Raw genomic sequence first — 21,641 nt, forward strand, 5'->3', positions numbered from 1 at the left:
AGACTCTAACGGAGTAAGGGCCTGCCCGCTGGCCGGGAGCTAGGACCGGACGCCGAGCTGGATGATCTCCGCGTGGACCGACACCGCCACCTCTCCCGGCGTCCGCGCGCCGATGTCCAGCCCGGCCGGCACCCGCACCCGGTCACCGCCGTCCACCCCTGCCAGCACCCCTGCTCCCCGCCTGCGGCTGGCGATGAGACCCACGTACGGGACGCCGGCCGCCAGCGCGGCCCGCAGCACCGGCTCCTCGGACACGCCGTGCGAGGCCACCAGCACCGCGGTGGTGTCGGCGGCGATGGCGGCCCACGGGTCGGCCGACGCCTCCACCTGGTAGCCGAGCGCCCGCCCGACCTCGGCGAACGCCCGCGCGATCGGCCCGTCACCGTACACGTGCACGAGCACCGGCGGCAGCACGGCCTCCAGGAAGATCTCCAGCGTGCCGCCGGACAGGCACGGCTGGCCGACGGCGACCAGCCCCTCCTCCTCGCGCGGCTCGCCCTCCTCGGGCGTGATGCGCAGCAGCGTCGAGTGCCCAGTGCGCCTCGGCTCCAGCAGCCGCAGCCCCTGGGCCCGTACCGTGTCGAGCGCGCAGTGCCCGCCGACGAACCCCTCCACGGTCCCGTCGGCCAGCACCAGCGCCCGGTCGCCGGCCTTCGCGCTGGTCGGCCGCTGCGCGCGCACGACCGTGGCCAGCACGTACGGCTCCCGCCCCGACCGCAGCTCGGCGGCCCGCTCCCGCACGTCACGCGGCGGGGCCGGCGCCCCGCCCGTCCGATCACGGCGGCGGGGCGCCGGCATGCCGATGAACTCGCTCATGAGATGGCCAGGTCCGTCCTGAACGGCCGCCCGTCGATGGTCCGCCACACGTTCGCCGGGGTCAGCGGCATGTCCGCGTGCCGGATCCCGTACGGCGCGAGCGCGTCCACCACGGCGTTGACCACGGCGGCGGGGGAGCCGACGGTGGCCGACTCGCCGACGCCCTTGGCCCCGATCGGGTGGAACGGCGACGGGCTGACCGTCTCGCCCAGCTCCCACGACGGGCACTCCATGGACGTGGGCAGCAGGTAGTCCATGAAGGAGGCGCCCAGGTGGTTGCCGTCCTCGTCGAACGCCATCACCTGCATGAGCGCCATGCCCACCCCGTCGGCCAGGCCGCCGTGCACCTGCCCTTCGACGATCATGGGGTTGATGCGCACCCCGCAGTCGTCCACCGCCACGAACCGGCGCACCTTCACCTGCCCGGTGCCCGGGTCGACGTCGACCACGCAGATGTAGGCGCCGAACGGGTAGGTGAGGTTCGGCGGGTTGTAGACGGTCACCGCGTCCAGGTGCCCTTCGACGCCCTCGGGCAGCTCCAGGTTCGAGTGCGCGGCCAGCGCGATCTCCGCGAGCGACTTGGCGGTCGACGGGTCGCCGACCACCGACCACTTGCCGTCCTGCCACTCCAGGTCGTCCGGGCTGGCCTCCAGCATGGCCGCGGCCACCAGCTTGGCCCGGTCGCGCACCTTCCTGGCCACCACCGCGGTCGCCGCGCCCGACACCGGCGTCGAGCGCGACCCGTACGTGCCGAGACCGAACGGCGTCTGGTCGGTGTCGCCGTGCACCACCTCCACGTCGTCGGCCGGGATGCCCAGCTCGTTCCCGACGATCTGGGCGAACGTGGTCTCGTGCCCCTGGCCCTGCGACTGGCACGACACCCGCAGCACCGCCTTGCCCGTCGGGTGCACGCGCAGCTCGGCGCCGTCGGCCATGCCGAGGCCGAGGATGTCCATGTGCTTGCGCGGCCCGGCGCCGACCGCCTCGGTGAAGAAGCTGATGCCGATGCCCATCAGCTCGCCCCTGGCCCGCTTGGCGGCCTGCTCGGCGCGGAGCTCGTCGTAGCCGGCCATGTCCAGCGCCAGCCTCAGCGTCTTGGGGTAGTCGCCCGAGTCGTACTCCCAGCCGGTGGGTGAGGTGTAGGGGAACTGGTCGGGCTTGAGCAGGTTGCGCATGCGCAGCTCGGCCGGGTCCACGCCCAGCTCGGCCGCCAGCACGTCCATCAGGCGCTCCACCAGGTAGACGGCCTCGGTGATGCGGAACGAGCACGCGTACGCGACGCCTCCTGGCGCCTTGTTCGTGTAGACGCCGGTGACCTCGCAGTGCGCGGCTTCGAGGTCGTACGAGCCGGTGAAGACGTGGAAGAACCCGGCGGGGAACTTCGTCGGCTGGGCCGTGCCGTTGAACGCGCCGTGGTCGGCCAGCACCTTCACCCGGATCGCCTTGATCCGGCCGTCCCGGTCGGCGGCGATCTCGCCGTGCATGTGGTAGTCGCGGGCGAAGGAGGTGCTCATCAGGTTCTCCGAGCGGTCCTCCATCCACTTGACCGGGCGGCCGGTGACGATCGAGCCGACGATCGCGCACACGTACCCGGGGTAGATCCCGACCTTGTTGCCGAACCCGCCGCCGATGTCCGGCGAGATCACCCTGATCTTGTGCTCGGGCAGGCCCGCCACCATCGCGTACAGCGTCCGGTGCGCGTGCGGCGCCTGCGTAGGGCACCACACGGTCAGCTTGCCGGTCACCTTGTCGAAGTCGGCGAGCGCGCCGCACGTCTCCAGCGGCGCCGGGTGCACGCGCGGGTAGAGCATGTCCTGCGCGACCGTCACCTCGGCCCGCTCGAACAGCTCGTCCGTCCTGGCCCTGTCGCCCGCCTGCCAGTCGAAGATGTGGTTGTCGGCCTTGCCCTCCAGGTCGTCCCTGATCACCGGGGCGCCCGCGTCGAGCGCGGTCCTGGCGTCGATGACCGCGTCCAGCGGCTCGTACTCGACCTCGATCAGCTCCAGCGCGTCGCGCGCCGCGTAGCGGTCCTCGGCCACCACGAACGCGACCTCCTGCCCCTGGAAGCGCACCTTGTCCGTGGCGAGCACCGCCTGCACGTCGTTGGACAGGGTGGGCATCCAGGCCAGGTTCAGCCCGGCCAGGGTGGCGCCGGTGACGACGGCCTTGACCTTGGGGTGCGCCTCGGCCGCCGAGGTGTCGATCGACACGATCCGCGCGTGCGCGTAGGGGCTGCGCAGGATCGCGCCGTGCAGCATGCCGGGCAGCTTGACGTCGTCGACGTAGGTGCCGCGGCCCCGGATGAAACGGGCGTCCTCCTTGCGGTGCATGCGTCCGAAACTCATGACTTGGCCTCCGCCTCTGCCGCCCAGCGGATGGACCGGACGATGTTCTCGTAACCGGTGCACCGGCAGAGCTGGCCGGAGATCGCCTCGCGGATCTCGCCCTCGTCCGGGTCGGGCTTGTTGTCCAGCAGCCACCGCGCCGTCAGCAGCATCCCCGGCGTGCAGAACCCGCACTGCAGGCCGTGGCACTCCACGAACCCCTTCTGCACCGCGTCCAGCTCGCCGTCCTTCTCCAGCCCCTCGACGGTCGTCACCTCGTGGCCGTCGGCCATCACCGCCAGCACCGTGCACGACTTGACCGGCACCCCGTCGAGCTGGACGGTGCACACCCCGCAGTTGGAGGTGTCGCAGCCCCAGTGGGTGCCCGTCAGGTCCAGCTCGTCGCGCAGGAAGTGGGTCAGCAGCAGCCGCGGCTCCACGTCGCGCTCGTACGGCTGCCCGTTCACCGTCACCGTGATCCGCATGTCAGATCCTCTCCACAGCCCTGGCCAGTGCCCGCCGGGTCAGCTCGGCGGCCAGGTGGCGCTTGTAGTCGGCGGGTCCGCGCTGGTCGGAGTGGGGTTCGCAGTGCTCGGCGGCGATCCGGCCCGCCTCCGCGAACACCTCCGCGCCCGGCGGCTTCCCGATCAGGTGCGCCTCCGCCTCGGGCGCGCAGAAGTGCTCGGCGCCGACCGCCGTGAGCCCGATCCCGGCCCGCGCGATCACCCCGCCGTCCAGCTGGAGCACCGCCCCGGCCGCCGCCACCGGCCAGTCGCCGACGCGCCGCTCCACCTTCTCGTACGCGCTCCCCGCCCCGTCCAGGATCGGCACCCGGAGCGCGAGCAGCAGCTCCCCGTCGCCGACGGCGGTCTCGTACGGTCCCTCGTGGAACTCCCTGACCGGGACCTTCCGGACACCCGCCGGGCCCTGGATGACCGCGGTGGCGCGGAGCGCCGCGAACACCGCCGCCAGGTCCTCCGAGGGGTCGCCCTGGCAGAGCGAGCCGCCCACCGTGCCCCGGTTGCGGACGATCGGGTCGGCGATCACCCGTTCGGCGTCCTCGAAGATCGGGTACGGGCCGGTGGCGACCGCGCCGGCCAGGAGCTCGGCGTGGCGCACCATCGAGCCGATGACCAGCTCGCCGTCCTCCACCGAGAGCTGGGCCAGCTCGGACAGGCCGTTGATGTCGATCAGCGCCTCGGGCTGGGCCAGGCGCAGTTTCATCATCGGGATCAGGCTGTGGCCGCCGGCCACGACCCGGGCGTCGGGGCCGTACCTGTCCAGCAGCTCTAACGCGTGCGGGACGCTGCCCGCTCTTTCGTACGCGAACGTCGCGGGAACTTGCATGCCTGCACAGTGCTGTCACCCTTTCGGCTGGACAATCCAGAAATAAGGGATTCCTTAATCCGCGCCGGGAATCTATGAAGAAAGGGTGACCCTGAGCCAGCTCGGCGCCTTCGTCTTCGTGGCCCGCCTCGGTTCCGTCAAGGCCGCCGCCCGCGCGCTCGGCATCAGCGAGCCCGCCGTGTCGCAATCGCTGGCGCAGCTCCGCCGCCACCTCGGCGACCCCCTGCTCATCCGCTCCGCCGGCGGCATGGTGCTCACCGAGGGCGGCCGCCGCCTGCTCGGCATCGCCTCCCAGATCGTCGCACTCGGCGCCGAGGCCGTCGCCGCCGTCCAGCCCGGCGGCCCGGCCCGGCTGCACGTGGTCATGGACGGCGTCCTTTCCGAGCATGTCGCAGGGCCGCTGGTCTGCCTGTTCAACCAGCGCAAGTCCATGGACGCCAGCACCGGCGTCGCCGCCACCGCGGAGATGCCGCTGCTGCTCACCAGCCGCCTCGCCGACGTCGCCGTCGGACCGCAGCTGACCGGCCCCGGACTGGTCAGCCGGCCGGTCCTGCGCTGCCGCCTCGTCGCCGTCGCCGCCCCGCACGGCCACCGCGACCACTGGCTCGTCGGCCCCTCCGGCACCGACCCGGCCGGCGACAGCGGCCGGCTGCTGCGGCTGCTGCGCGTACCGGAGTCGCACGTACGCGTCTTCGCCAACCAGACGGCGGCCTGGAAGGCGGCGGCGGAGGGCGCCGGCGTCGCCCCCGCCGTCGCGCACCTGGTGGCGTCCCAGGTCCGGCGCGGGGAACTGGTGGTCGTGGAGACGGCGGCCACCCCCATGCCGGTCTCCTGGTACGCGACCGTCCTGGAACCCGGCACCCGATCGGCCTCGGCGGACGCCTTCCTGGACTTCCTCACGACCCCGGCGGCCACCCAGGTGATGCGCTCCCCGGACGAGGGCATCCCCCGAGCGCGCTTCCGCCCCCCGGTGCACGTGTCGATCTGGAGCTGACCGTCACTCCCTCCTCAGAAGTGCCAACCTTCCACGGCGGCCACGGCGTCTGGGGGGTATCGACCTGAGGAGAGACGTTGGATCGCGATGCCGGTTTCCGGGCGTTCGTGGATGCTCACCAACGCCCGTTGATGCGCCTGGCCTACCTGCTCACCGGAGAGGTCCACCTCGCGGAGGACCTCTGGCAGAGCGTGCTGGTCCGCATGATCGGGCGGTGGCCGAAGTTACGCCACATCGACAACCTCGACGCCTACGCGCGCAGGATCATGGTGAACCAGTACATCTCGTGGCGACGGCGGCGCGGTGCAGGCGAGGTGCCGAGCGCCGAGCCGCCCGAGCGCGCCTACTCCTGCGAGGACTCCGCCGTCCTGCGGATCGTCCTGCGCCAGGCGCTCATGCGGCTGACGCCCAAGCAGCGCGCGGTGCTCGTCCTGCGCTTCTACGAGGACCGTACCGAACGTGACGTCGCCGACCTGCTGGGATGCTCCGTCGGCACCGTGAAGAGCCAGGCGCACCACGCCCTGGCGCGCCTGCGCGCGCTCGCGCCGGAACTGGCGCCCAGACTGCCCGTTCTGGAGGACCCTGCCCGAAGTGAGGGGGCACGCCGATGACCTGGCTCGGAGAACAGCTCGGCCGCATCGCGGACGACATGCCGGAGCGCGACCTGGCCGCCCGGGCGGTCGCCGTCCATCAGCGCAGGCGGCGCAACGTCATGGCGTTCGCCGCCGCCGCGGTGGTCGTCGTCACCATGATCGCGGTCACCGTCGCGGTGCGGGCGCTGCCCGGTGAGCCGCGCGCCGCCGCCCGCCCGTCCGCCCCGCCGGAGCTGCCGGTCATCAAGGTCGGGACGGTGCCGACCGTGGAGTCGGCGCCCGTGTTCGTGGCCCAGTCCGAGGGCTACTTCCAGGAGGAGGGTCTCACGGTGCAGCCGGTGGTCGTCACCGGCGCGGGGGCCGCGACGCCGCAGGTCGAAGCTGGCATGCTGGATCTGGCGTACACCGACTACGCCACCCTCTTCCGGGCGAACGAGAAGGGCAAGGACTTCAGGATCGTCGCCGGCCTGTACCGGTCCTCGCCGGGAGACCTCGCGATCGTCGTGAGCGCCAAGTCGAGGATCAGGACAGTGCGCGACCTGAAGCGCAAGCAGATCGCGGTCCCGAACCTCGGGGGCCTCGGGCAGCTGACGGTGACGGCCGCGCTGAAGCGGGCCGGGCTGAAGCCGCGGGACGTCGTGATGGTCGAGAAGCCCTATCCCGAGATGCTCCACGCGCTGAACAGCGGGCAGTTCGACGCCGCCCTGCTGGCAGAGCCGTTCGTCACCGTGGGCGGCGAGCGCTCGCGGATCCTGGCGGACGCGATCCCCCGGGAGTTCGCGGGCCTGCACACCGCCGGCCTGGCGGCCACCGCCGAGTGGGTCCGGAAGCACCCGCGCACGCTGGCGGCTTTCCAGCGCGCCCTGGCCAAGGCGCGGCACCTGATCGCGAGCGATCCCCGGCAGGTGCGTGAGGTGGTGCCGACCTACACGAAAACCTCCCCCGAGGAGGCGGCCGCCATGACGTTCGGCTCCTATCCGGCCGAACTCGACATGACGGAGCTCAAGCGGGTCGCCGACCTGACCCACGCCCACGGGTTCACGGAACGCCAGGTGGATCTCGGTGATGCCGTCGGCGGGTGATCCGGCACGCCCGAGACCCAGGCCGTGCCGCGTCGTACAGGAGGGTGGGTGGTCGCCCGGATGCGAAGAGAGCCCCGTCGGCAGGCGCCCGGTGCGGCTAGCCTCGGGCGCATGCCGCGCCTGGTGTTCTCCGACTCGGACCTCGGCCGCGTCCGCTTCGCCGTCCTGCCCTTCCAGGAGACGCTGAAGGCGGCGCGCGGCCTCGGGCTGCCGGCGCCTCCGCCCGGCCTGGCCGCCTGGCGGCACGCCGGCCGGGCGGCGCTGCCCGCGGCGGCCCGGCCGGTGGTGGCCCTGTGCTCGGCGCACCCCAGGCATCTGCCCGACTTCCTGACGCCGCAGCCCGCCGCCGGCCCGATGACGTTCGAGGACGAGCTTCACGCGGCACTCGACGACCCGGCCGCGCCGGTGCTGCAGGACACCGCCGCGTTCGCCGGGGTGCTGGATACCGTCCCGCCGGTCGTCGGCACGCTGCTGCGCCAGCCCACCCGGGCCCGGCGAGCGCTGCGGGACGCGTTCGCGGCGTTCCACCGGGCGGTGCTGGCCGCCGACTGGCCGCGGCTGCGCGCCCAGCTCGCGGCGGACGTGGCCTATCGTGCCCGGCTCGCGGCGCGGCACGGGGTGGAGGCCATGCTCGCCACGCTCTGCCCTCCCCACGTGCGCTGGGAACACCCGTACCTGGAGTTCGCCGGGCCGGTCGCGCCCGACTACGCCCTCGGCGGCCGGGGGCTGGTCCTGGCGCCGAGCATGTTCCTGACCGACGGGGTGCACCGGCAGCTCAACGACCGGCAGCAGCCGATGCTCTTCTACCCGGCGCGCACCGCCGGGGCGTTCTGGCGCGACAGCGGGGGACGCGACTGGCCGGACGGACGCCTGGCGGGGGCGGTCGGCGAGCGCCGGGCGGCCGTCCTGCGGGCTCTCGCCCGCCGTTCCGGCCGCGGCACCGCCGACCTCGCCGCGGCGCTGGGGGTCACGCCGGCGACCGCCTCGGCGCACGTGGCCAACCTGCGGCGCGCCGGGCTGGTCGTCACCACCCGGGTGGCGCGCACGGCCCGGCACGAGCTGACCCCGCTGGGCTGGGACCTGCTCGACCTGAACGCCGGCTAGCCCTCGACGGCGATCGCCTCGATCTCCAGCAGCCATTCCTCGGCGTAGATGCCGGTGATGACGATGGTGAGGGCGGGCCGGTGGTCGCCGAGCACCTCCTGGCGGATGCGGTTGTTGGCCTCGCGATACCGGCGGTCGGAGAGGTACGTCGTGACCTTGGCGAGGTTGCGCACCCCCATGCCGGCCTCGGCCAGCACGGCGAGCACGTTGCGCCACGTCAGGCGGCACTGGGAGTCGAAGTCATCCGGCAGCGGGCCCGGCCCGCCCCAGGGGACCTGGCCGCTGACGAACAGGGTGCGCCGGGCACCGGTCACCACGGTGCCGTGCGTGTAGTCGCCTGTCGCCGCCGGCAACGACGCGGGATCGACGGGCCGTACCAAAAGATCGTCCATGGCGGTGACCCTAGGAACCCGCCCGCGCGGGCCGCAAACCCTTCGCCGATCCGTCTAATCGAGACCCCTTCAGGGCCGGGCGGCGTCGAACAGGAGCTGACGCAGCCAGGCCATGAAGGGATGGTCACCCAGATGCGGGTTCCAGACCATGTCGATGCCCAGCCCGGGGATCGGGAACGGGAACTCCTCGATCCGCAGGCCGACGAGCGCCCGCATCTCCGCGGCGACCCGGTGGCGCAGCAGGGCGACCCCGCCCGCCCGTCCGACCAGGTACGGGACGAGCAGGAAGTCGGAGACCCGCAGCCCGACCCGGTAGGGGACGCCCTGCTCGTCGAGCACCGGATACGGGAAGACCCGCCGCTCCGCGTCCACGACGACGTGCGACTGCGTGGTCAGCAGGTCGAGCGCGCTCATCTCCGGTGGCGTGTCCGCCGAGGCCACCACCACGATGCGGTCGTCGTACAGGCGCTCGCGCGGGTGCGGCGACGCGAACGCCTCGGAGATCAGCACGACGTGCACGCCGTGCTCGGTGAAGGTCGACTCGGCCGGCACGGTGATCGTGCGCAGGCGCAGCGTCGCGTGCGGCGCCCGCTCCGCCACCAGCCGCCCCAGCCGCGCGCCGAGGACGAAGGCCGTGCTGGTGGTCATCGCGACGGTGATGACCCGGCGATCGGTCGCCGGGTCGAAGACGGGCAGGCTGACCAGGTCCGCGGCCTGCTGGAGCGTCGCCCGCAACGGGGCGATCAACTGCACGGCGCGCGGGGTCAGCGTGACGGCGTTGCCCTGCCGGACGAGGAGGTCGTCGCCGAGCAGGCGTCGCATGCGGCCCAGGGCGTGGCTCATCGCCGACTGGGAGAGCCCGACGCGCTCGGCGGCCCTGGTCACCGAGCGCTCCTCCAGCATCGCCAGGAGGGGCACCAGCAGGTTGAGGTTGACCGACGCCAGCCGATCCAGCCCCGAACCCGTGGTGTCCGCACCCTCGCCGCTCATCGTGAGGAAACTCTACGCGGCGGCCCGGCGCAGCCGCGGGATCGGGATCCGGTGGTTCAGCGCCACGGCCACACCGGCGCGGGACCAGCGCATCAGGCCCGGCTCCAGGTGCTCCGGCTCGCCGTCCACCGGGAGATAGCCCACCGCCTTGAGGCTGAGCCCGAACTGCTCGGTCCAGAAGTACGGCTGGAACCGCAGCGGCGGCGCCCCGTCCCCGCGCACGAGGGCGGCCGCGGCCACCTTCGCCTGCTCGACCGCGCTGTTCCACAGCGGGACGCGGCGCGGCCCGTACGGTGTCGGGAACGCCGCCAGGTCGCCGGCCGCCGCGACGCCGGGGCGGGCCAGCCCGCGCGCGTCGACCCGGACGACCCCGCCCGCGGCGAGGCCCGTGCCCGCGAGCCACTCCGTGTTGGGGACGTCACCGGCGGCCGACACCAGCAGCTCGGCCTCGACGACCGCGCCGTCGTCCAGGACGACGCGGACGCCGCCCGCGTCCCGCTCGACCCGCGCGGCGCCGGTCTCCACGACGGTGAGCCCACGCTCCCGCGCGGCCTCGCCGAAGACCCCGGCCAGGTACGGTCCCAGGTGCCCGATCAGCGGCACCCCCTGGGAGACGAGCGTGACCTCGCACCCCGCGGCCAGGCACGCCGAGGCGATCTCCATGCCGAGCGGGCCGCCGCCGGCCACGACCACGGACGGGCTCGCGGCCAGCCGGTCGCGCAGGGCCAGCGCGTCGTCCAGGCCACGCAGCGTGTGCTCCTCGGGCAGGCCGGACAGCCGCCGCGCGCGGGCCCCGGTGGCGATCACGAGCCGGTCGTACGGCAGCTCGGTGCCGTCGCCGAGGGTGACGAGCCGGCGCTCCAGGTCGAGCCCGCGAGCCCGGACCCCGAGGAGCTCGGTCGCCCCGTGCGTGGCCGGCGGGAGCTCGTGGGCCGCCCCGGCGCCGTCGAGCAGGAGCGCCTTCGACAGCGCCGGACGGCTGTAGGCGGCGTGCGGCTCGTCACCGACGACGGTCAGCTCCCCGTCGAACCCGCTCGCCCGCAGCGAGTCGGCCGCGGTGAGCCCGGCGACGCCGTTGCCGACGACGACGACGCGCCTGATCCGCGTGCTCACGCGAGCCGCAGGGCCGCCACCGGGCAGACCCGGACGGCGGCGCTGGCCAGCGGGACCTCGGCGTCGCCGATCTCCTCGCGGTCGAGGACCAGCTCGCCGTCGTCGTCGAGGTGCATCAGCTCCGGCGCGGCCTCCTCGCACAGGCCGTGCCCTTCACAGCGGGGACGGTCGAGGACGATCTTCATACCGGGACCACCTCCAGGACGGGGAGCTCCTCGATGCTCCGGGTGACGTTGCTCGGCACCCGGACCTCGGGGCCGACGACGAGCCGCCGCACGCGGCGCGCCAGGGCCTCGATGACCGCGTGCGCCTCCAGCCGGGCCAGCCCCTGGCCGGCGCAGCCGTGCGGGCCGTAGCCGAACGACAGGTGGTCGACCGGGTTCCGCTCGACCAGGAACGCTTCAGGGTTCTCGTAGTGGCGCGGGTCCCGGTTGCCCGCCCCGAACAGGATCGCCACCTGCGCCCCCGCCGGGACCACGACGCCGTCGATCTCCACGTCCCGGGTCGTACGACGCCCCCAGGCGTGCAGCGGTGCCCAGTAGCGGAGCACCTCGTTCAGCGCGGCCGGCACCAGCGACGGGTTCTCCCGCACCAGCGCGAGCTGGCCGGGGTGCGCGGCGAAGAGCGCGACGACGTTCCCGATGGCGGCGATCGTCGTGTCGACGCCGGCGCCGAGATACTGGTGGATGATGTGGCCGGCCGTGTCCGGCGGGATGTCGCCGCGCGCCTCGGCCTCGAAGATCCCCCGCCCCACCGAGCCGGGCGCCAGATCCTCGGCGGTCACGCCCGAGCACCAGCCGTACAGCTCGCCGGCGATGGGGAAGCTCTCCGCGGTGCGCCGGTTCATCGGCCCGATCACCTGCATCGCCGCCTGTCCCCAGCGCAGCATGTTGTCGCGGACGTGACCGGTGAACCCGATGAGATCCGCGACGACCTCCAGCGGGAACGCGCGGGCCAGCGCGTCGATGGCCTCGAACGAGCCCCGGTCGACCAGCTCCCCGACCAGCGCGTCGGCCTTGGCGTCGATGCCGGCCTTGAGCCCGCGCAGCGCCCGCGGCGACAGGTTGGCGGTCAAGGTCGCCCGCAACTGGGTGTGCACCGGCGGGTCCGAGGACAGGGATGTGCCGGTCAGCGCCTCGTTGACCATCGGGTTGAAGCCGATGGCCCCGGCGGAGGAGAAGCTCTCCCAGTCGCCCAGGGCGTTGCGGATCACGTCGTACCTCGTGAGCGCGTACACGTCGTTCGCCGGAAGGCGGACGACGCCTCCCAGGTCGCGCAGCGTCGCGTAGGAGGGGTAAGGGTCGACGAGCACCGTGTCGTCGAACAGGTCGAGATCGGAGACGGGGGCGGAGTCGGTCATCGTTCACCTCGGGTCGGTCATCGCGTAACCCAGTGAAGCGAGCGGCGTCACATCAGGCAAACGCATGTTCTGTATGGACGGACATGAATGCGATGCATGGTTAATGCGCCAAACACCTCAAAACGGTGCGAAGTGGACACGTTCGGGTAGGGAGCAGCTCACAGCCACCGGGGGAAAGGATGAGAGTCTTGGCGGCCATCGAGGAACTGGATGACAAGGCCCTGCTGGAGCTGTCGGGGCGCACCGACGCGGCCGGGGTGCTGTCGGTGTACGTGAACGCCGATCCGGGCGGGGACCGGAACGCCGCGGCGATCGACCTGAAGAACCGGTACCGGGAGCTGCGGCGCCGGGTGGCCGAGGAGGGACCGGCGGAGCGCCGTCGCGAGGTGGTCGCCGCGCTGGACCGGCTCGGTCCCGAGGTGGAAGAGCTCGCCACACCCATCGAGTCCGGCCGCGGCCGGATCGCCTTCGCCGCGCTCGGCGACGACTGGGTGGTACGCCTGGACAGCCAGATGCCGGTGCCGAATCGGGTCGTGCTCGACGACGGCCCGTTCGTCCACCCGTTGCTGGAGTTGCTGGACGAGGGCCGGCCGGCCGGGGTCGTGCTCGTCTCCAGCGACGAGGCCCGGCTGCTGGAATGGCGGCTCGGCCGCCTGCGGCAGGTGAGCCAGTTGGAACAGGAGGACCTGGAGGCGCCGCACGAGCGGGCCGGCCAGATCGGCGGTGGACCGGCGGGCCAGTACAACACGCCGATGCGGGAGCAGCGCAAGGCCCGCGAGCGGGCCTGGGCGCAGCGGTTCCTGGACCGGGTGGCGGAGACCGTCACGAACCTGACCGAGGAACGGCGGTGGGAGCGGATCCTGGTCAGCGGCGGCGATCAGTGGGCCGAGATCCTCGCCGGCAAGCTCCCGGAGCCCTTGCGGGACCGGGTGATCCGGGACACGCGCGTGCTCGCCGGGCTCGACGACTCAGGGCTGCTGGCCGCGGTGACCGAACGGCTCCACGCCGAGCACACCGCGAGCGAGCGCCGGCTGCTCGAACAGGTCCTGGACGCCGGGCTGAGCAAGAAGGGCGCGCTGGGCCTGTCCCAGGTGGCCGGGGCGCTGAACGAGGGCCGGGTCGCCCACCTGGCGTACGACCCGGAGGTGCGCTACGTCGGCTCGGTGGACGCCGACGGCACCCTGTACGCCGACACCGAGACCGGAGTCCGGCGGCACACGCCCGAGCCCCGGCTGACCGAGCGGCTGGTGGAACGGGCCCTCGCCACCGGAGCCAGGGTCAGCCCGATCGAGGGCGCCGGCGCCGGAGTCCTCGGCGACGCCGGAGGCATCGGCGCCCTGCTCCGATGGTGAGGCATGCGGCGGGCCCCGGGATCGTCCGCCGTCACGATTGACTCGCTGGTTCCTGAGGGAGCGAGCGGGATACCCTGCCTGCGGTGCCTCCAACATCGCGACCGGAGGAGTCGATGCCGGGATGACGGCAGGGCGACCGGTGCCCACGCAGGACGACGTGCTCGGATACTTCGACACGCTGTCGAACTGGGGACGGTGGGGCGACGACGACGAGCTCGGCACGCTGAACCACATCACCGACGACGTCCGGCTGGCGGCGGCGCGGGCCGTGCGTCACGGCAGGAGCGTGTCATGCGCATGGGAGGTCGCCGTACCGGAGGACATGGAGCGGTCGACGACGACCTGCCCGTGCGCCGCCGACATGCCGGGTGCCGAGGACATGCCGGCGCCCGGATTCCGCAACGACCGGCACTGGGGCTTCTCGTCCGAGCGGATCGGCGTCACGTTCCACGGCAACGCCATCACCCACGTCGACTCGCCGTGCCACATCTTCTGGGACGGCACGATGTACAACGGGCGGTCGCACGCGCTGGTCGACGCCGCGACGGGCTCGGCGTGGGCGGCCGTCACGGCGGCGGCGAACGGGATCGTCACGCGGGGTGTCCTGCTGGACGTCGCGAGCGCGCGGGATGTGCCGGGGCTGGAACCGGGGCAGGGGGTGTTCCCCGACGATCTGGAGGAGGCCGAGCGTCGCCAGGGTGTGCGGGTGCGATCCGGCGATGCGGTGCTCCTGCGGACCGGTTACGGCCGCGTCCGGCACGAGACCGGTCCGGTCAGCGGTTTCAGCCAGGCCGGGTGGCACGCGTCCTGCCTGCCGTGGCTGCACGAACGGGAGGTCGCGCTGATCGGCGCCGACACCCCGCAGGACGTTCTGCCATCGGGGTACGAAGGCGTGCTGATGCCGGTCCACGCCGTGAGCCTCGTCGCGATGGGTCTGTGGATGCTCGACAACTGCGACCTGGAGGCGTGCGCGACGACGGCTGCCGAGCTCGGCCAGTGGGACTTCCACCTCGCGGTCGCGCCGGTCCGCTTCGCCGGCACGTCCGGCAGTCCGGTCAACCCGATCGCCACATTCTGACCGCGTTTCTACGACGAGGACGCTCAAGGACCCGGCCCAGGTCGCCGTACGCGACAGCGGTCAGCGGCCCGCCTCGGCCGGGGCGCCGTCGCGGGCGTGGCCGAAGACCTCGTCCCTGACCCGGGCCAGTGCCAGGTCCAGCCCGCCCACCAGCACCGGGTTGCCGTCGACGGCGGAGAGCCGGACCTGCGGCCGGTCGACGTCGAGCACCCGCAGCTCGCGCTCGACGAGGTCGCGCAGCGGCTCGCCCCCGGCGGACATCAGGCCCCCGGCCAGCACCACGAGCCCAGGGTCGACGACCGCGGCGATGGTCGCCAGGCCGAGCGCGACCCGGGAGGCCACCGTCCGCAGGCCCGCCGCCGCTTCCTGGGCGGCTCTCCCGGTGCCTTCGGCCAGGCGTGCCGCGGTCGCCACCGACTCGCGGAAGTCGGCCCCGCGCACCCCGTACGAGCGCAGCAGGTCCTGCAGCGCAGGCCCACCGGCCAGCGCCTGGTAGCCGTGGTGGCCGAACCGGCCGCCGTCGCGGGCCGTGGCCGCGCCGGGGATCGGCATGTAGCCGACCTCGCCGGCGCCGCCGAAGAAGCCGCGGTGCAGCCGCCCGCCGATCACGAGGGCGGCGCCCAGCCCTTCGCCGGCCCAGAGCAGCACGAAGTCCGGGCAGCCGGCCGCCGCCCCGTGCGCCTGCTCGGCGAGGGCGGCGAGGTTGACGTCGTTCTCCACGTCGACGGTGACGCCGAGCCCGGCGGTGAGCGTGGGCACCAGATCGGGGATCTGCCAGCCGGGCATGTCCTCGGCGGCGGCGTGGTCGAGCCTGCCGGTCGTGGGGTCGACGGCGCCCTGCACGCCGATGACGACGCGGCGCAGCGGGCCCGGCGGTCGTGCCGCCTCCACCGCCGCCCGCAGCCGCTCGACGAGGCCGCCCCCTTCAGGCGGCTGTACGGGGGAAGACGCGGGAAAGGGTGCCGGTGAAGACGCGGGTGAAGGTTCGGGGAAAGGCGCGGGGTAGTCGGCCTCGCCGACGACGGCGCCGGTGATGTCGGCCACCCGGACGCCGATCCGCCCCGGGGTGACATCCAGCGCGGCCACGTACGCGGCGGCGCCGTTGACCCGGTAGACCTCGGCCGTGCGCCCGGCCTGGCCCGTGCGGACGCCGTCGTTGACGACCAGGCCCGCCTCCTGCAGGCGGGCCAGGAGCTGGAACGCCGTCGGCTTGGACAGGCCGGTGAGCCTGCTCAGCTCGGGGCGGGTCAGCGGGCCCTTCTCCAGCAGGATGCGGAGCGCGGCGCGGTCGTTGATCGCGCGCATCAGCCGCGGCGTCCCGTGGACAGAGGGCTTCACGTCACCTCCGGGGTGAGCAGCGTCACGTCAACGTGAGAGCGTACAGGGCGATCGCCGCGAAATCGTCGGCCGGTTCGGAGGCCTGCCAGGAGCGCACGTCGTCGACGAAACGGCTGCCGTGGCCGGTGAACCGCTCGTAGCGGTCCGTGCCGTCCGCCGGGCAGGGCGGCATCTCCTCGAAGTGCCCGCCGAGGCCGTCCTCGAACAGCCCGGCGTCGTTGGGCCCGTTGACCACCGCGCCGGTGGCGGGCCTGGCGGGCGGGCTGGTCGGTGGCCGCGGCGGGACCGTTCACGGTGGCCGGCAGCGCCAGCGCGAGCGCGGCGGGGATCAGCTTCCTCACGTGCTCCTCCTGAAGTGTTCGCGAACTCGGGCGTGCGCGGCCTCGGCCGCGCCGAGCAGGTCCAGCCCGGCCAGGGCGGCGCCCGCGACCGGGGGAAGGGCGGTGACGAGGACGCGCGCGTGCGGCGCGCTCGCGCCGAGCGAGGTCTCGATCAGACCGTGCAGGTACGGGTCGCGCGCGGTCAGCACGCTGCCGCCGAGCACGACCTCGGCGGGCGTGTCCAGCAGGCCGAGCCGGTCCAGGCACACCCTGGCCATCACCGCGACCTCGTCGGCCTGCCGCGCGACCAGGCCCCTGGCCACGGCATCGCCGCCGGCCGCGACGGCGAACAGGCCCGGCACCAGCTCGTGGAGCCGGGCCGGGTCCAGCTCGCCGAAGTGCAGGGCCAGCACCACCTCCGTGACGCTCGCCGTGCCGAACCGCGTGCGGACCAGCTCGGCCAGCGCCGTGTCCGGGCCGCGCCCGTCCTCCGCGCGGGCGGCATGCCAGAGCACGTGCTCGGCCAGGTCCTCGCCGCCGCCCCAGTCGCCGCTGCGCCGGCCGAGCGCGGGGAAGCGGGCCACCTCGCCGGTGGGGGAGACGCCGGCGGCGTTCATGCCGGCCCCGCACACCACGACGACGCCCCACGGCCGGGACGCGCCCGCGCGCAGCACCGCGAAGGTGTCGTTGGCCACCGATACCTCGCCCGCGCAGCCGCGCGCCAGGAACTCCGCGCGCAGCGCCTCCTCCTCGCGCGGGAAGTCGGCGCCGGCCAGGAAGGCCGCCAGGACGTCGGCGTACGGCGCGGCCATGCCGTCGCGCAGCGCCAGGGCGGCGCGCTCCACCACGTCGGCGGCGGCGCTCACTCCGGCGCTCTGCGGCACGAACGGCCCGGCCCGGCCGGTGGCGAGCACGGTGCCGTCCTCGGCCACCAGCGCGAGGTCGGTCTTGCTGTTGCCGCCGTCGACCGCCAGGATCGTCCTCAACGGGTCCCCGCCCAGGGCAGATGCGCGCGGTTGGCCTCCAGCAGCAGCCCGGTCAGCTCGCGCGCCAGATGCTCCTGGCCGACGAGCGGGTGGGCGAGCAGCGCGTCGGCGACCCGTTCGCGCCCGCCGCGCAGGGCGGCTTCCAGGGCGAGCGTCTCGTACGCCGAGACGTGCGCGACGAGCCCGGCGTACAGCGGCTCAAGAGGGGCGACCGGCAGCGGCTCCGCGCCCGAAGCGGTGATCCTGGCGGGCACCTCGACGACCGCCTCGTCCGGCAGGAACGGCAGCACGCCGCCGTTGCGCGCGTTGACGACCTGGACGTCGCCGCGGTCGCCGAGCAGCGAGGCGATGAGCGCCACCGCGGCCTCGGAGTAGAACGCGCCGCCCCGCTGCCCCAGCAGCTCCGGCTTGGCCGTCACCGCCGGGTCGGCGTACAGGGCCAGCAGCTCCCGCTCGATCTCCGCCACCCGCGCCGCGCGCGACGGCTCGGTCCGCTGCTCGGCCACCACCAGGTCGTGAGCGTAGAAGTAGCGCAGGTAGTACGACGGCACCGCGCCCAGCCTGGTGATCAGCTCGACCGGCAGCCCGACGTCGGCCGCGATCTCCCGGCCGTGCTCCCGGATCAGGCCGGGGAGCACGTCCTCGCCGTCCAGGAGGACCGACCGCACCCAGGTGAGGTGGTTGAGCCCGGCGTGCCCGAGCGACACCCGCGACGGGTCGGCGCCCAGCGTGGCCGCGAAGCGGCGCTGGAAGCCGATCGCCACGTTGCACAGCCCGATCGCGCGGTGCCCGGCGTCCAGCAGCGCCCTGGTGACGATGCCGACCGGGTTGGTGAAGTCGACGATCCACGCCCCGGGAGCGTGCCGGGCGACCGTCTCGGCGATGTCCAGCACCACCGGCACCGTCCGCAGCGCCTTGGCCAGCCCGCCCGCGCCCGTCGTCTCCTGGCCGACGCAGCCGCAGCGCGGCGGCAGCGTCTCGTCCACCTCGCGCGCCGCCTGCCCGCCCACCCGGAGCTGCAGCAGCACGACCGCCGCCCCCTCGACCCCCGCCCGGACGTCGCCGGTCGCGGTCACGGCGGCCGGGTGCCCGGCCGCCCGCAGCATCCGGCGGGCCATGCCCGCCACCGGTTCCAGCCGCTCCGCGGCCGGATCGACCAGGGCGAGCTCGGTCAGCGGCAGATCCTCACTCAGCCGGGCGAACCCGTCGACCAGCTCCGGCGTGTACGTCGAGCCGCCCCCGACCACGGCGAGCTTCAACCCTTCACCCCCGTCAATGTCACGCCCTCGATGAAGACCCGCTGGGCGAAGAGGAAAACGATGATCACCGGGGCGGTCACCAGCAGGGTGGCGGCCATGGTGAGGTTCCACTGCACGCTGTGGAAGGCCTTGAAGGTGGCCAGCCCGAGGGACAGGGTCCAGCCCTCCTGGTCGACCCCGGCGTACAGCAGCGGCCCGTAGTAGTCGTTCCAGCAGTAGAAGAACGAGAACAGCGCCACCGCCGCGATCGCGGGGCGGGCCATCGGCAGGATGACGCGGAACAGGATCCGCGCGTCCGAGCAGCCGTCCACCTTGGCCGCGTCGGTGTAGTCGCGCGGGATCGTGATGAGGAACTGGCGCAGCAGGAAGATCGAGAACGCGTCGCCGAAGAGCATCGGCAGGATCAGCGGCCACAGCGAGTCCGTCAGGTCCAGCCGCGCCCACACCAGGTAGATCGGCACCGCCACGACCTGCGGCGGCAGCATCATCGCGCTGATCACCACGAGGAACGCCGCCTTGCGGCCGCGGAAGCGGAAGCGGGACAGGGCGTAGGCCGCCGGGATGGACGACACCAGCATGAACACCGTCGCCAGCGACGCGTACAGGAACGTGTTGAGCGTCCAGGTGAGCAGCTCCGAGCGGGCGAAGACGTCGGCGAAGTTGGCCCAGTTCCACTGTTCCGGCCAGAGCCGGCTGGTGAGAGCCTGCTCGTCCGTCATGAGCGCGGTCAGGGTCACGAACGCGACCGGTCCGAGGAACATCAGCGCCAGCGCGATGGCCAGCGAGTGCTGGGCGACCCACATCAGGCGGCGCCTCACGACGTCACCTCCGCCTTGCCGAACTGACGCAGCAGGATCAGCGTGAACAGCATCGCGACCGCGAACAGCAGCAGCGCGTGCACGCACGCCAGCCCCATCGACCAGTCGCGGAACCCGGTGTGGAACAGGTGCTGGGGCAGGGTGAGCAGCGACCCGTCCGGATAGCCGGGGGTGAACGTGGTGCCGGCCGAGTCGGTCGCGCCGGACGCCACCCGGGAGGCGATCATCGCCTGGGTGAAGTACTGCACGGCGTAGATCACGCCGGTGACGGCGGAGAACATCAGCACGGGGGAGATCGTCGGCAGCGTGATGCTGCGGAACTGCCGCCAGGCGCCCGCCCCGTCGATCGCGGCGGCCTCGTACAGATGCCTGGGCACGTCCAGCAGCGCCGCCAGGAAGATCATGATGGTGTTGCCGGCGCCCCACAGGGCGAGCAGGGTGAGGGTGGGCTTGGCCCAGGCGGCGCTGCCGAACCAGTCGGGGCCGGCGATCCCGAACCAGGCCAGCAGCTGGTTGACCGGGCCCGTCGCCGGGTTGAGCAGGTAGACGAAGGCGACCGTGCCCGCCACCATCGGCACCAGCGACGGCAGGTAGAAGATCGTCCGCAGGATCCCGCCGCCGCTCTTCAGCTTGGCCAGCAGCTGCGCCACGCCCAGCGCGAACACCACCTGGGCCGGGACCATGAACACGACGAGCCAGAGGGTGTTCAGCGCCGACTGCAGCACGCGCGGGTCGGAGAAGGCGTAGCGGTAGTTGTCCAGGCCGATGAACTCCAGCGTGAACAGGTCGTACCGGTGGAAGGAGAAGTAGACCGTGGACAGCAGCGGGTAGACGAAGAAGACCGTCACGCCGGCGATCCACGGCGACAGCCACAGCAGGGCGCGCAGGCCCTCGCCGGGCCGCCGGCGCGACGGCCGGGCGAGGGCGTGCCCGCGCCGCGCGACGTGGGTGGAGGCCATCATCAGCCCCCGGACAGCTTCAGCTTGTCGTCGATCCGCTTGTCCACCCCGGCCAGCCCGGCGTCGAGGTCCTTGACCGCGCCCTTCTCCCACTGGATGAGGAAGGTGGAGAAGGCGTCCTGGTTGAAGACGCTGTTGACGCTGGCCGGCATCGACGTCGTCTTCGGGTGGTCGAAGATGTCGAGGAACGTCGCGAAGTTCGCGTCCTTGGCCAGGTCCGGGTGCTCCATGGCGGCCTTGGTGGTCGGTACGTTACGCAGCGCGTTCGACAGCGTCACCAGCGACTCGGTGTCCGTGGTGAGGTGCTTGACCAGCTCCCAGGCGTGCTGCGGGTGCGCGGCGCCCCTCGGCACGCCGATCACCGTGCCGGCGGTGAAGCCGCTGCCGTACAGCTCGGGCTTGTCGTCGGCGACGGGCAGCGGGGCGGTGCCGTAGTCCAGGTCCTTGGCTTCGGGGTCGTTGGCGATCATGGCGTTGCGCCACTCGCCGTCGAGGATCATGGCGACCTTGCCCTCGAAGAACGGGTGCTCGGCTCCCCACTCGTCGCCCAGGCCCTTGCGGAACTTCTCCAGCTTGTCGTAGCCGTACCAGTCGACCAGTTCCTTCTGCCACCGCAGCAGCTGTTTCCACGCCGGGTCGGAGCCGATGGCCGAGGTGCCGTCGTCCTCGTACCACTTCGCGCCGACCATCGGGCCGAGGTGGCTGGGGGAGTTCTCGTAATACTGGAAGCTCGGGATGAACCCGGCGACCTCGATGTTCCCGTCGGCGTCGCGGACCGTGAGCTTCTTGGTCAGCTCGGTCAGCTCCGACAGGGTCTTCGGCGGCTGCCCGCCCTTCATCAGCGCCTTGTTGTAGTAGAGCCCGTACGCGTCCGCGAGCAGCGGCATCGTGCACCGCCTGCCCTCGAACTCGGTGTAGGCGCGGGCCGCGGCCGGGAGCACGCCCAGATCGATGCCGTCCTGCTCGATGACCGCGGTGAGGTCCTGGAACGCGCCGCTCCTGCACCACTGGGCGACGTTGTCGGTGGTGAACGAGGCCGCCACGTCGGGCGCCTTGCCGCCGCGGATCGCCTGGGTGATCTGGGCGTCCTGGATGCCCTTCTTCGTGGTGACCTTGATCTGCGGGAACTTCGCCGTGAAGCCCGCGACCGCCTCCTCGAAGGCCTTCGTCTCGACGTCGGTGGAGAAGCCGTGCCACAGCTCCAGCGTGGCGGGGGGCAGCGCGGCGGCGGCCTGGCCGGTGCCGCTCGCGGCGGGCTGGGCGCCGAGCGACGGCGGTGCCTCCTTGCCCGCGGTGCATGCGGTGAGCGACAGGGCCAGCAGCCCGGCCGCCACGAGAGGGACGAAGCGCACGAGAGTCTCCTATGAGCTGGTGTGGGGGTTACGTCGTCCACCAAGAGATAGTAAAGCTTCCTAA

The 21,641-nt window shown here is 73.0% G+C and carries 22 protein-coding genes; 6 read left to right on the plus strand and 16 right to left on the minus strand.

Translation table 11 applies throughout. From position 1 onward, the window contains the following. Positions 1-39 precede the first annotated feature (39 nt). Genes KME79_RS12505 through KME79_RS12520 form a run of 4 tightly spaced genes read right to left on the minus strand, consistent with a single transcriptional unit; the run spans position 40 to position 4,487 of the window. On the minus strand, positions 40-816 hold the full coding sequence (locus KME79_RS12505; protein WP_219544565.1) for an XdhC family protein: 777 nt from the start codon (positions 814-816) through the stop codon (positions 40-42). Then, positions 813-3,161, minus strand: coding sequence for an aerobic carbon-monoxide dehydrogenase large subunit (locus KME79_RS12510; protein WP_219544566.1), 2,349 nt, complete (start codon positions 3,159-3,161; stop codon positions 813-815). Before KME79_RS12510 ends, KME79_RS12505 begins: the two co-directional genes overlap by 4 nt. Beyond that, positions 3,158-3,625 (minus strand): (2Fe-2S)-binding protein, encoded by a 468-nt coding sequence (locus KME79_RS12515; RefSeq protein ID WP_148032426.1) that lies wholly within the window; start codon positions 3,623-3,625, stop codon positions 3,158-3,160. Before KME79_RS12515 ends, KME79_RS12510 begins: the two co-directional genes overlap by 4 nt. Before the next feature lies 1 nt (position 3,626). Continuing rightward, on the minus strand, positions 3,627-4,487 hold the full coding sequence (locus KME79_RS12520; RefSeq protein ID WP_148032425.1) for an FAD binding domain-containing protein: 861 nt from the start codon (positions 4,485-4,487) through the stop codon (positions 3,627-3,629). 85 nt (positions 4,488-4,572) lie between these two features. Here KME79_RS12520 and KME79_RS12525 point away from each other — a divergent pair, with 85 nt between their 5' ends. The 4 genes from KME79_RS12525 (at position 4,573) to KME79_RS12540 (ending at position 8,260) form a co-directional block, all read left to right on the plus strand. Beyond that, positions 4,573-5,481 carry a LysR family transcriptional regulator gene (locus KME79_RS12525; protein WP_219544567.1) on the plus strand — a complete coding sequence of 303 codons (909 nt, stop codon included), beginning with the start codon at positions 4,573-4,575 and terminating at the stop codon, positions 5,479-5,481. 77 nt (positions 5,482-5,558) lie between these two features. Further along, the gene (locus tag KME79_RS12530) at positions 5,559-6,092 is read left to right on the plus strand and encodes a SigE family RNA polymerase sigma factor (RefSeq protein WP_148032423.1); all 534 of its coding nucleotides are present in this window, start codon (positions 5,559-5,561) and stop codon (positions 6,090-6,092) included. Then, positions 6,089-7,156, plus strand: a complete 1,068-nt coding sequence (locus tag KME79_RS12535; RefSeq protein WP_219544568.1) for an ABC transporter substrate-binding protein — start codon at positions 6,089-6,091, stop codon at positions 7,154-7,156. Before KME79_RS12530 ends, KME79_RS12535 begins: the two co-directional genes overlap by 4 nt. A 111-nt stretch (positions 7,157-7,267) precedes the next feature. Then, the gene (locus KME79_RS12540) at positions 7,268-8,260 is read left to right on the plus strand and encodes a DUF5937 family protein (RefSeq protein ID WP_219544569.1); all 993 of its coding nucleotides are present in this window, start codon (positions 7,268-7,270) and stop codon (positions 8,258-8,260) included. Here the strand turns inward: KME79_RS12540 and KME79_RS12545 are convergent. The 5 genes from KME79_RS12545 to KME79_RS12565 all read right to left on the minus strand — a co-directional run bounded on the left by KME79_RS12545 (position 8,257) and on the right by KME79_RS12565 (position 12,115). Next, positions 8,257-8,652: a RidA family protein gene (locus KME79_RS12545; RefSeq protein WP_219544570.1), complete on the minus strand. Its 396-nt coding sequence runs from the start codon at positions 8,650-8,652 to the stop codon at positions 8,257-8,259. The genes KME79_RS12540 and KME79_RS12545 overlap by 4 nt on opposite strands. Before the next feature lie 69 nt (positions 8,653-8,721). Beyond that, positions 8,722-9,642: a LysR family transcriptional regulator gene (locus KME79_RS12550; RefSeq protein WP_219544571.1), complete on the minus strand. Its 921-nt coding sequence runs from the start codon at positions 9,640-9,642 to the stop codon at positions 8,722-8,724. Between the two features lie 12 nt (positions 9,643-9,654). Next, complete coding sequence (locus KME79_RS12555; protein WP_219544572.1) at positions 9,655-10,755, minus strand: NAD(P)/FAD-dependent oxidoreductase; 1,101 nt, start codon at positions 10,753-10,755, stop codon at positions 9,655-9,657. Then, positions 10,752-10,940, minus strand: coding sequence for a ferredoxin (locus tag KME79_RS12560; RefSeq protein ID WP_219544573.1), 189 nt, complete (start codon positions 10,938-10,940; stop codon positions 10,752-10,754). Before KME79_RS12560 ends, KME79_RS12555 begins: the two co-directional genes overlap by 4 nt. Next, positions 10,937-12,115 (minus strand): cytochrome P450, encoded by a 1,179-nt coding sequence (locus tag KME79_RS12565; protein WP_219544574.1) that lies wholly within the window; start codon positions 12,113-12,115, stop codon positions 10,937-10,939. The genes KME79_RS12560 and KME79_RS12565 overlap by 4 nt, the downstream gene beginning before the upstream one ends. A gap of 188 nt (positions 12,116-12,303) precedes the next feature. Here KME79_RS12565 and KME79_RS12570 point away from each other — a divergent pair, with 188 nt between their 5' ends. Both KME79_RS12570 and KME79_RS12575 read left to right on the plus strand, forming a co-directional pair. Beyond that, on the plus strand, positions 12,304-13,467 hold the full coding sequence (locus KME79_RS12570; RefSeq protein WP_219544575.1) for an MSMEG_1130 family ribosome hibernation factor: 1,164 nt from the start codon (positions 12,304-12,306) through the stop codon (positions 13,465-13,467). Between the two features lie 121 nt (positions 13,468-13,588). Continuing rightward, positions 13,589-14,545, plus strand: coding sequence for a cyclase family protein (locus tag KME79_RS12575; protein WP_246639716.1), 957 nt, complete (start codon positions 13,589-13,591; stop codon positions 14,543-14,545). Between the two features lie 60 nt (positions 14,546-14,605). Here the strand turns inward: KME79_RS12575 and KME79_RS12580 are convergent, their stop codons facing one another. The 7 genes from KME79_RS12580 to KME79_RS12610 all read right to left on the minus strand — a co-directional run bounded on the left by KME79_RS12580 (position 14,606) and on the right by KME79_RS12610 (position 21,577). Then, positions 14,606-15,883 carry an ROK family transcriptional regulator gene (locus KME79_RS12580; RefSeq protein ID WP_308248884.1) on the minus strand — a complete coding sequence of 426 codons (1,278 nt, stop codon included), beginning with the start codon at positions 15,881-15,883 and terminating at the stop codon, positions 14,606-14,608. Between the two features lie 22 nt (positions 15,884-15,905). Then, positions 15,906-16,118 (minus strand): hypothetical protein, encoded by a 213-nt coding sequence (locus KME79_RS12585; protein ID WP_372452419.1) that lies wholly within the window; start codon positions 16,116-16,118, stop codon positions 15,906-15,908. A gap of 102 nt (positions 16,119-16,220) precedes the next feature. Continuing rightward, entirely contained in the window at positions 16,221-17,189 is a 969-nt protein-coding gene (locus KME79_RS12590) for an N-acetylglucosamine kinase (RefSeq protein WP_219544576.1), read from the minus strand. Next, positions 17,186-18,448: a 6-phospho-beta-glucosidase gene (locus KME79_RS12595; RefSeq protein WP_219544577.1), complete on the minus strand. Its 1,263-nt coding sequence runs from the start codon at positions 18,446-18,448 to the stop codon at positions 17,186-17,188. Before KME79_RS12595 ends, KME79_RS12590 begins: the two co-directional genes overlap by 4 nt. Next, positions 18,445-19,266, minus strand: a complete 822-nt coding sequence (locus KME79_RS12600; protein ID WP_308248885.1) for a carbohydrate ABC transporter permease — start codon at positions 19,264-19,266, stop codon at positions 18,445-18,447. The genes KME79_RS12595 and KME79_RS12600 overlap by 4 nt, the downstream gene beginning before the upstream one ends. Next, complete coding sequence (locus tag KME79_RS12605; RefSeq protein ID WP_246639717.1) at positions 19,263-20,228, minus strand: carbohydrate ABC transporter permease; 966 nt, start codon at positions 20,226-20,228, stop codon at positions 19,263-19,265. The genes KME79_RS12600 and KME79_RS12605 overlap by 4 nt, the downstream gene beginning before the upstream one ends. Beyond that, positions 20,228-21,577, minus strand: coding sequence for an extracellular solute-binding protein (locus KME79_RS12610; RefSeq protein ID WP_219544578.1), 1,350 nt, complete (start codon positions 21,575-21,577; stop codon positions 20,228-20,230). The genes KME79_RS12605 and KME79_RS12610 overlap by 1 nt, the downstream gene beginning before the upstream one ends. Positions 21,578-21,641: the final 64 nt, after the last annotated feature.

It is taken from the genome of Nonomuraea harbinensis, assembly GCF_019396385.1.
GTDB classification, from domain to species: Bacteria; Actinomycetota; Actinomycetes; order Streptosporangiales; family Streptosporangiaceae; genus Nonomuraea; species Nonomuraea ferruginea.

Coding starts and splice junctions, on each gene's coding strand:
- KME79_RS12535 (WP_219544568.1), top strand. CDS start 6,089: ATGACCTGGCTCGGAGAACAGCTCGGCCGCATCGCGGACGACATGCCG.
- KME79_RS12550 (WP_219544571.1), bottom strand. CDS start 9,642: ATGAGCGGCGAGGGTGCGGACACCACGGGTTCGGGGCTGGATCGGCTG.
- KME79_RS12565 (WP_219544574.1), bottom strand. CDS start 12,115: ATGACCGACTCCGCCCCCGTCTCCGATCTCGACCTGTTCGACGACACG.
- KME79_RS12520 (WP_148032425.1), bottom strand. CDS start 4,487: ATGCAAGTTCCCGCGACGTTCGCGTACGAAAGAGCGGGCAGCGTCCCG.
- KME79_RS12560 (WP_219544573.1), bottom strand. CDS start 10,940: ATGAAGATCGTCCTCGACCGTCCCCGCTGTGAAGGGCACGGCCTGTGC.
- KME79_RS12605 (WP_246639717.1), bottom strand. CDS start 20,228: ATGATGGCCTCCACCCACGTCGCGCGGCGCGGGCACGCCCTCGCCCGG.
- KME79_RS12505 (WP_219544565.1), bottom strand. CDS start 816: ATGAGCGAGTTCATCGGCATGCCGGCGCCCCGCCGCCGTGATCGGACG.
- KME79_RS12540 (WP_219544569.1), top strand. CDS start 7,268: ATGCCGCGCCTGGTGTTCTCCGACTCGGACCTCGGCCGCGTCCGCTTC.
- KME79_RS12515 (WP_148032426.1), bottom strand. CDS start 3,625: ATGCGGATCACGGTGACGGTGAACGGGCAGCCGTACGAGCGCGACGTG.
- KME79_RS12510 (WP_219544566.1), bottom strand. CDS start 3,161: ATGAGTTTCGGACGCATGCACCGCAAGGAGGACGCCCGTTTCATCCGG.
- KME79_RS12545 (WP_219544570.1), bottom strand. CDS start 8,652: ATGGACGATCTTTTGGTACGGCCCGTCGATCCCGCGTCGTTGCCGGCG.
- KME79_RS12575 (WP_246639716.1), top strand. CDS start 13,589: ATGACGGCAGGGCGACCGGTGCCCACGCAGGACGACGTGCTCGGATAC.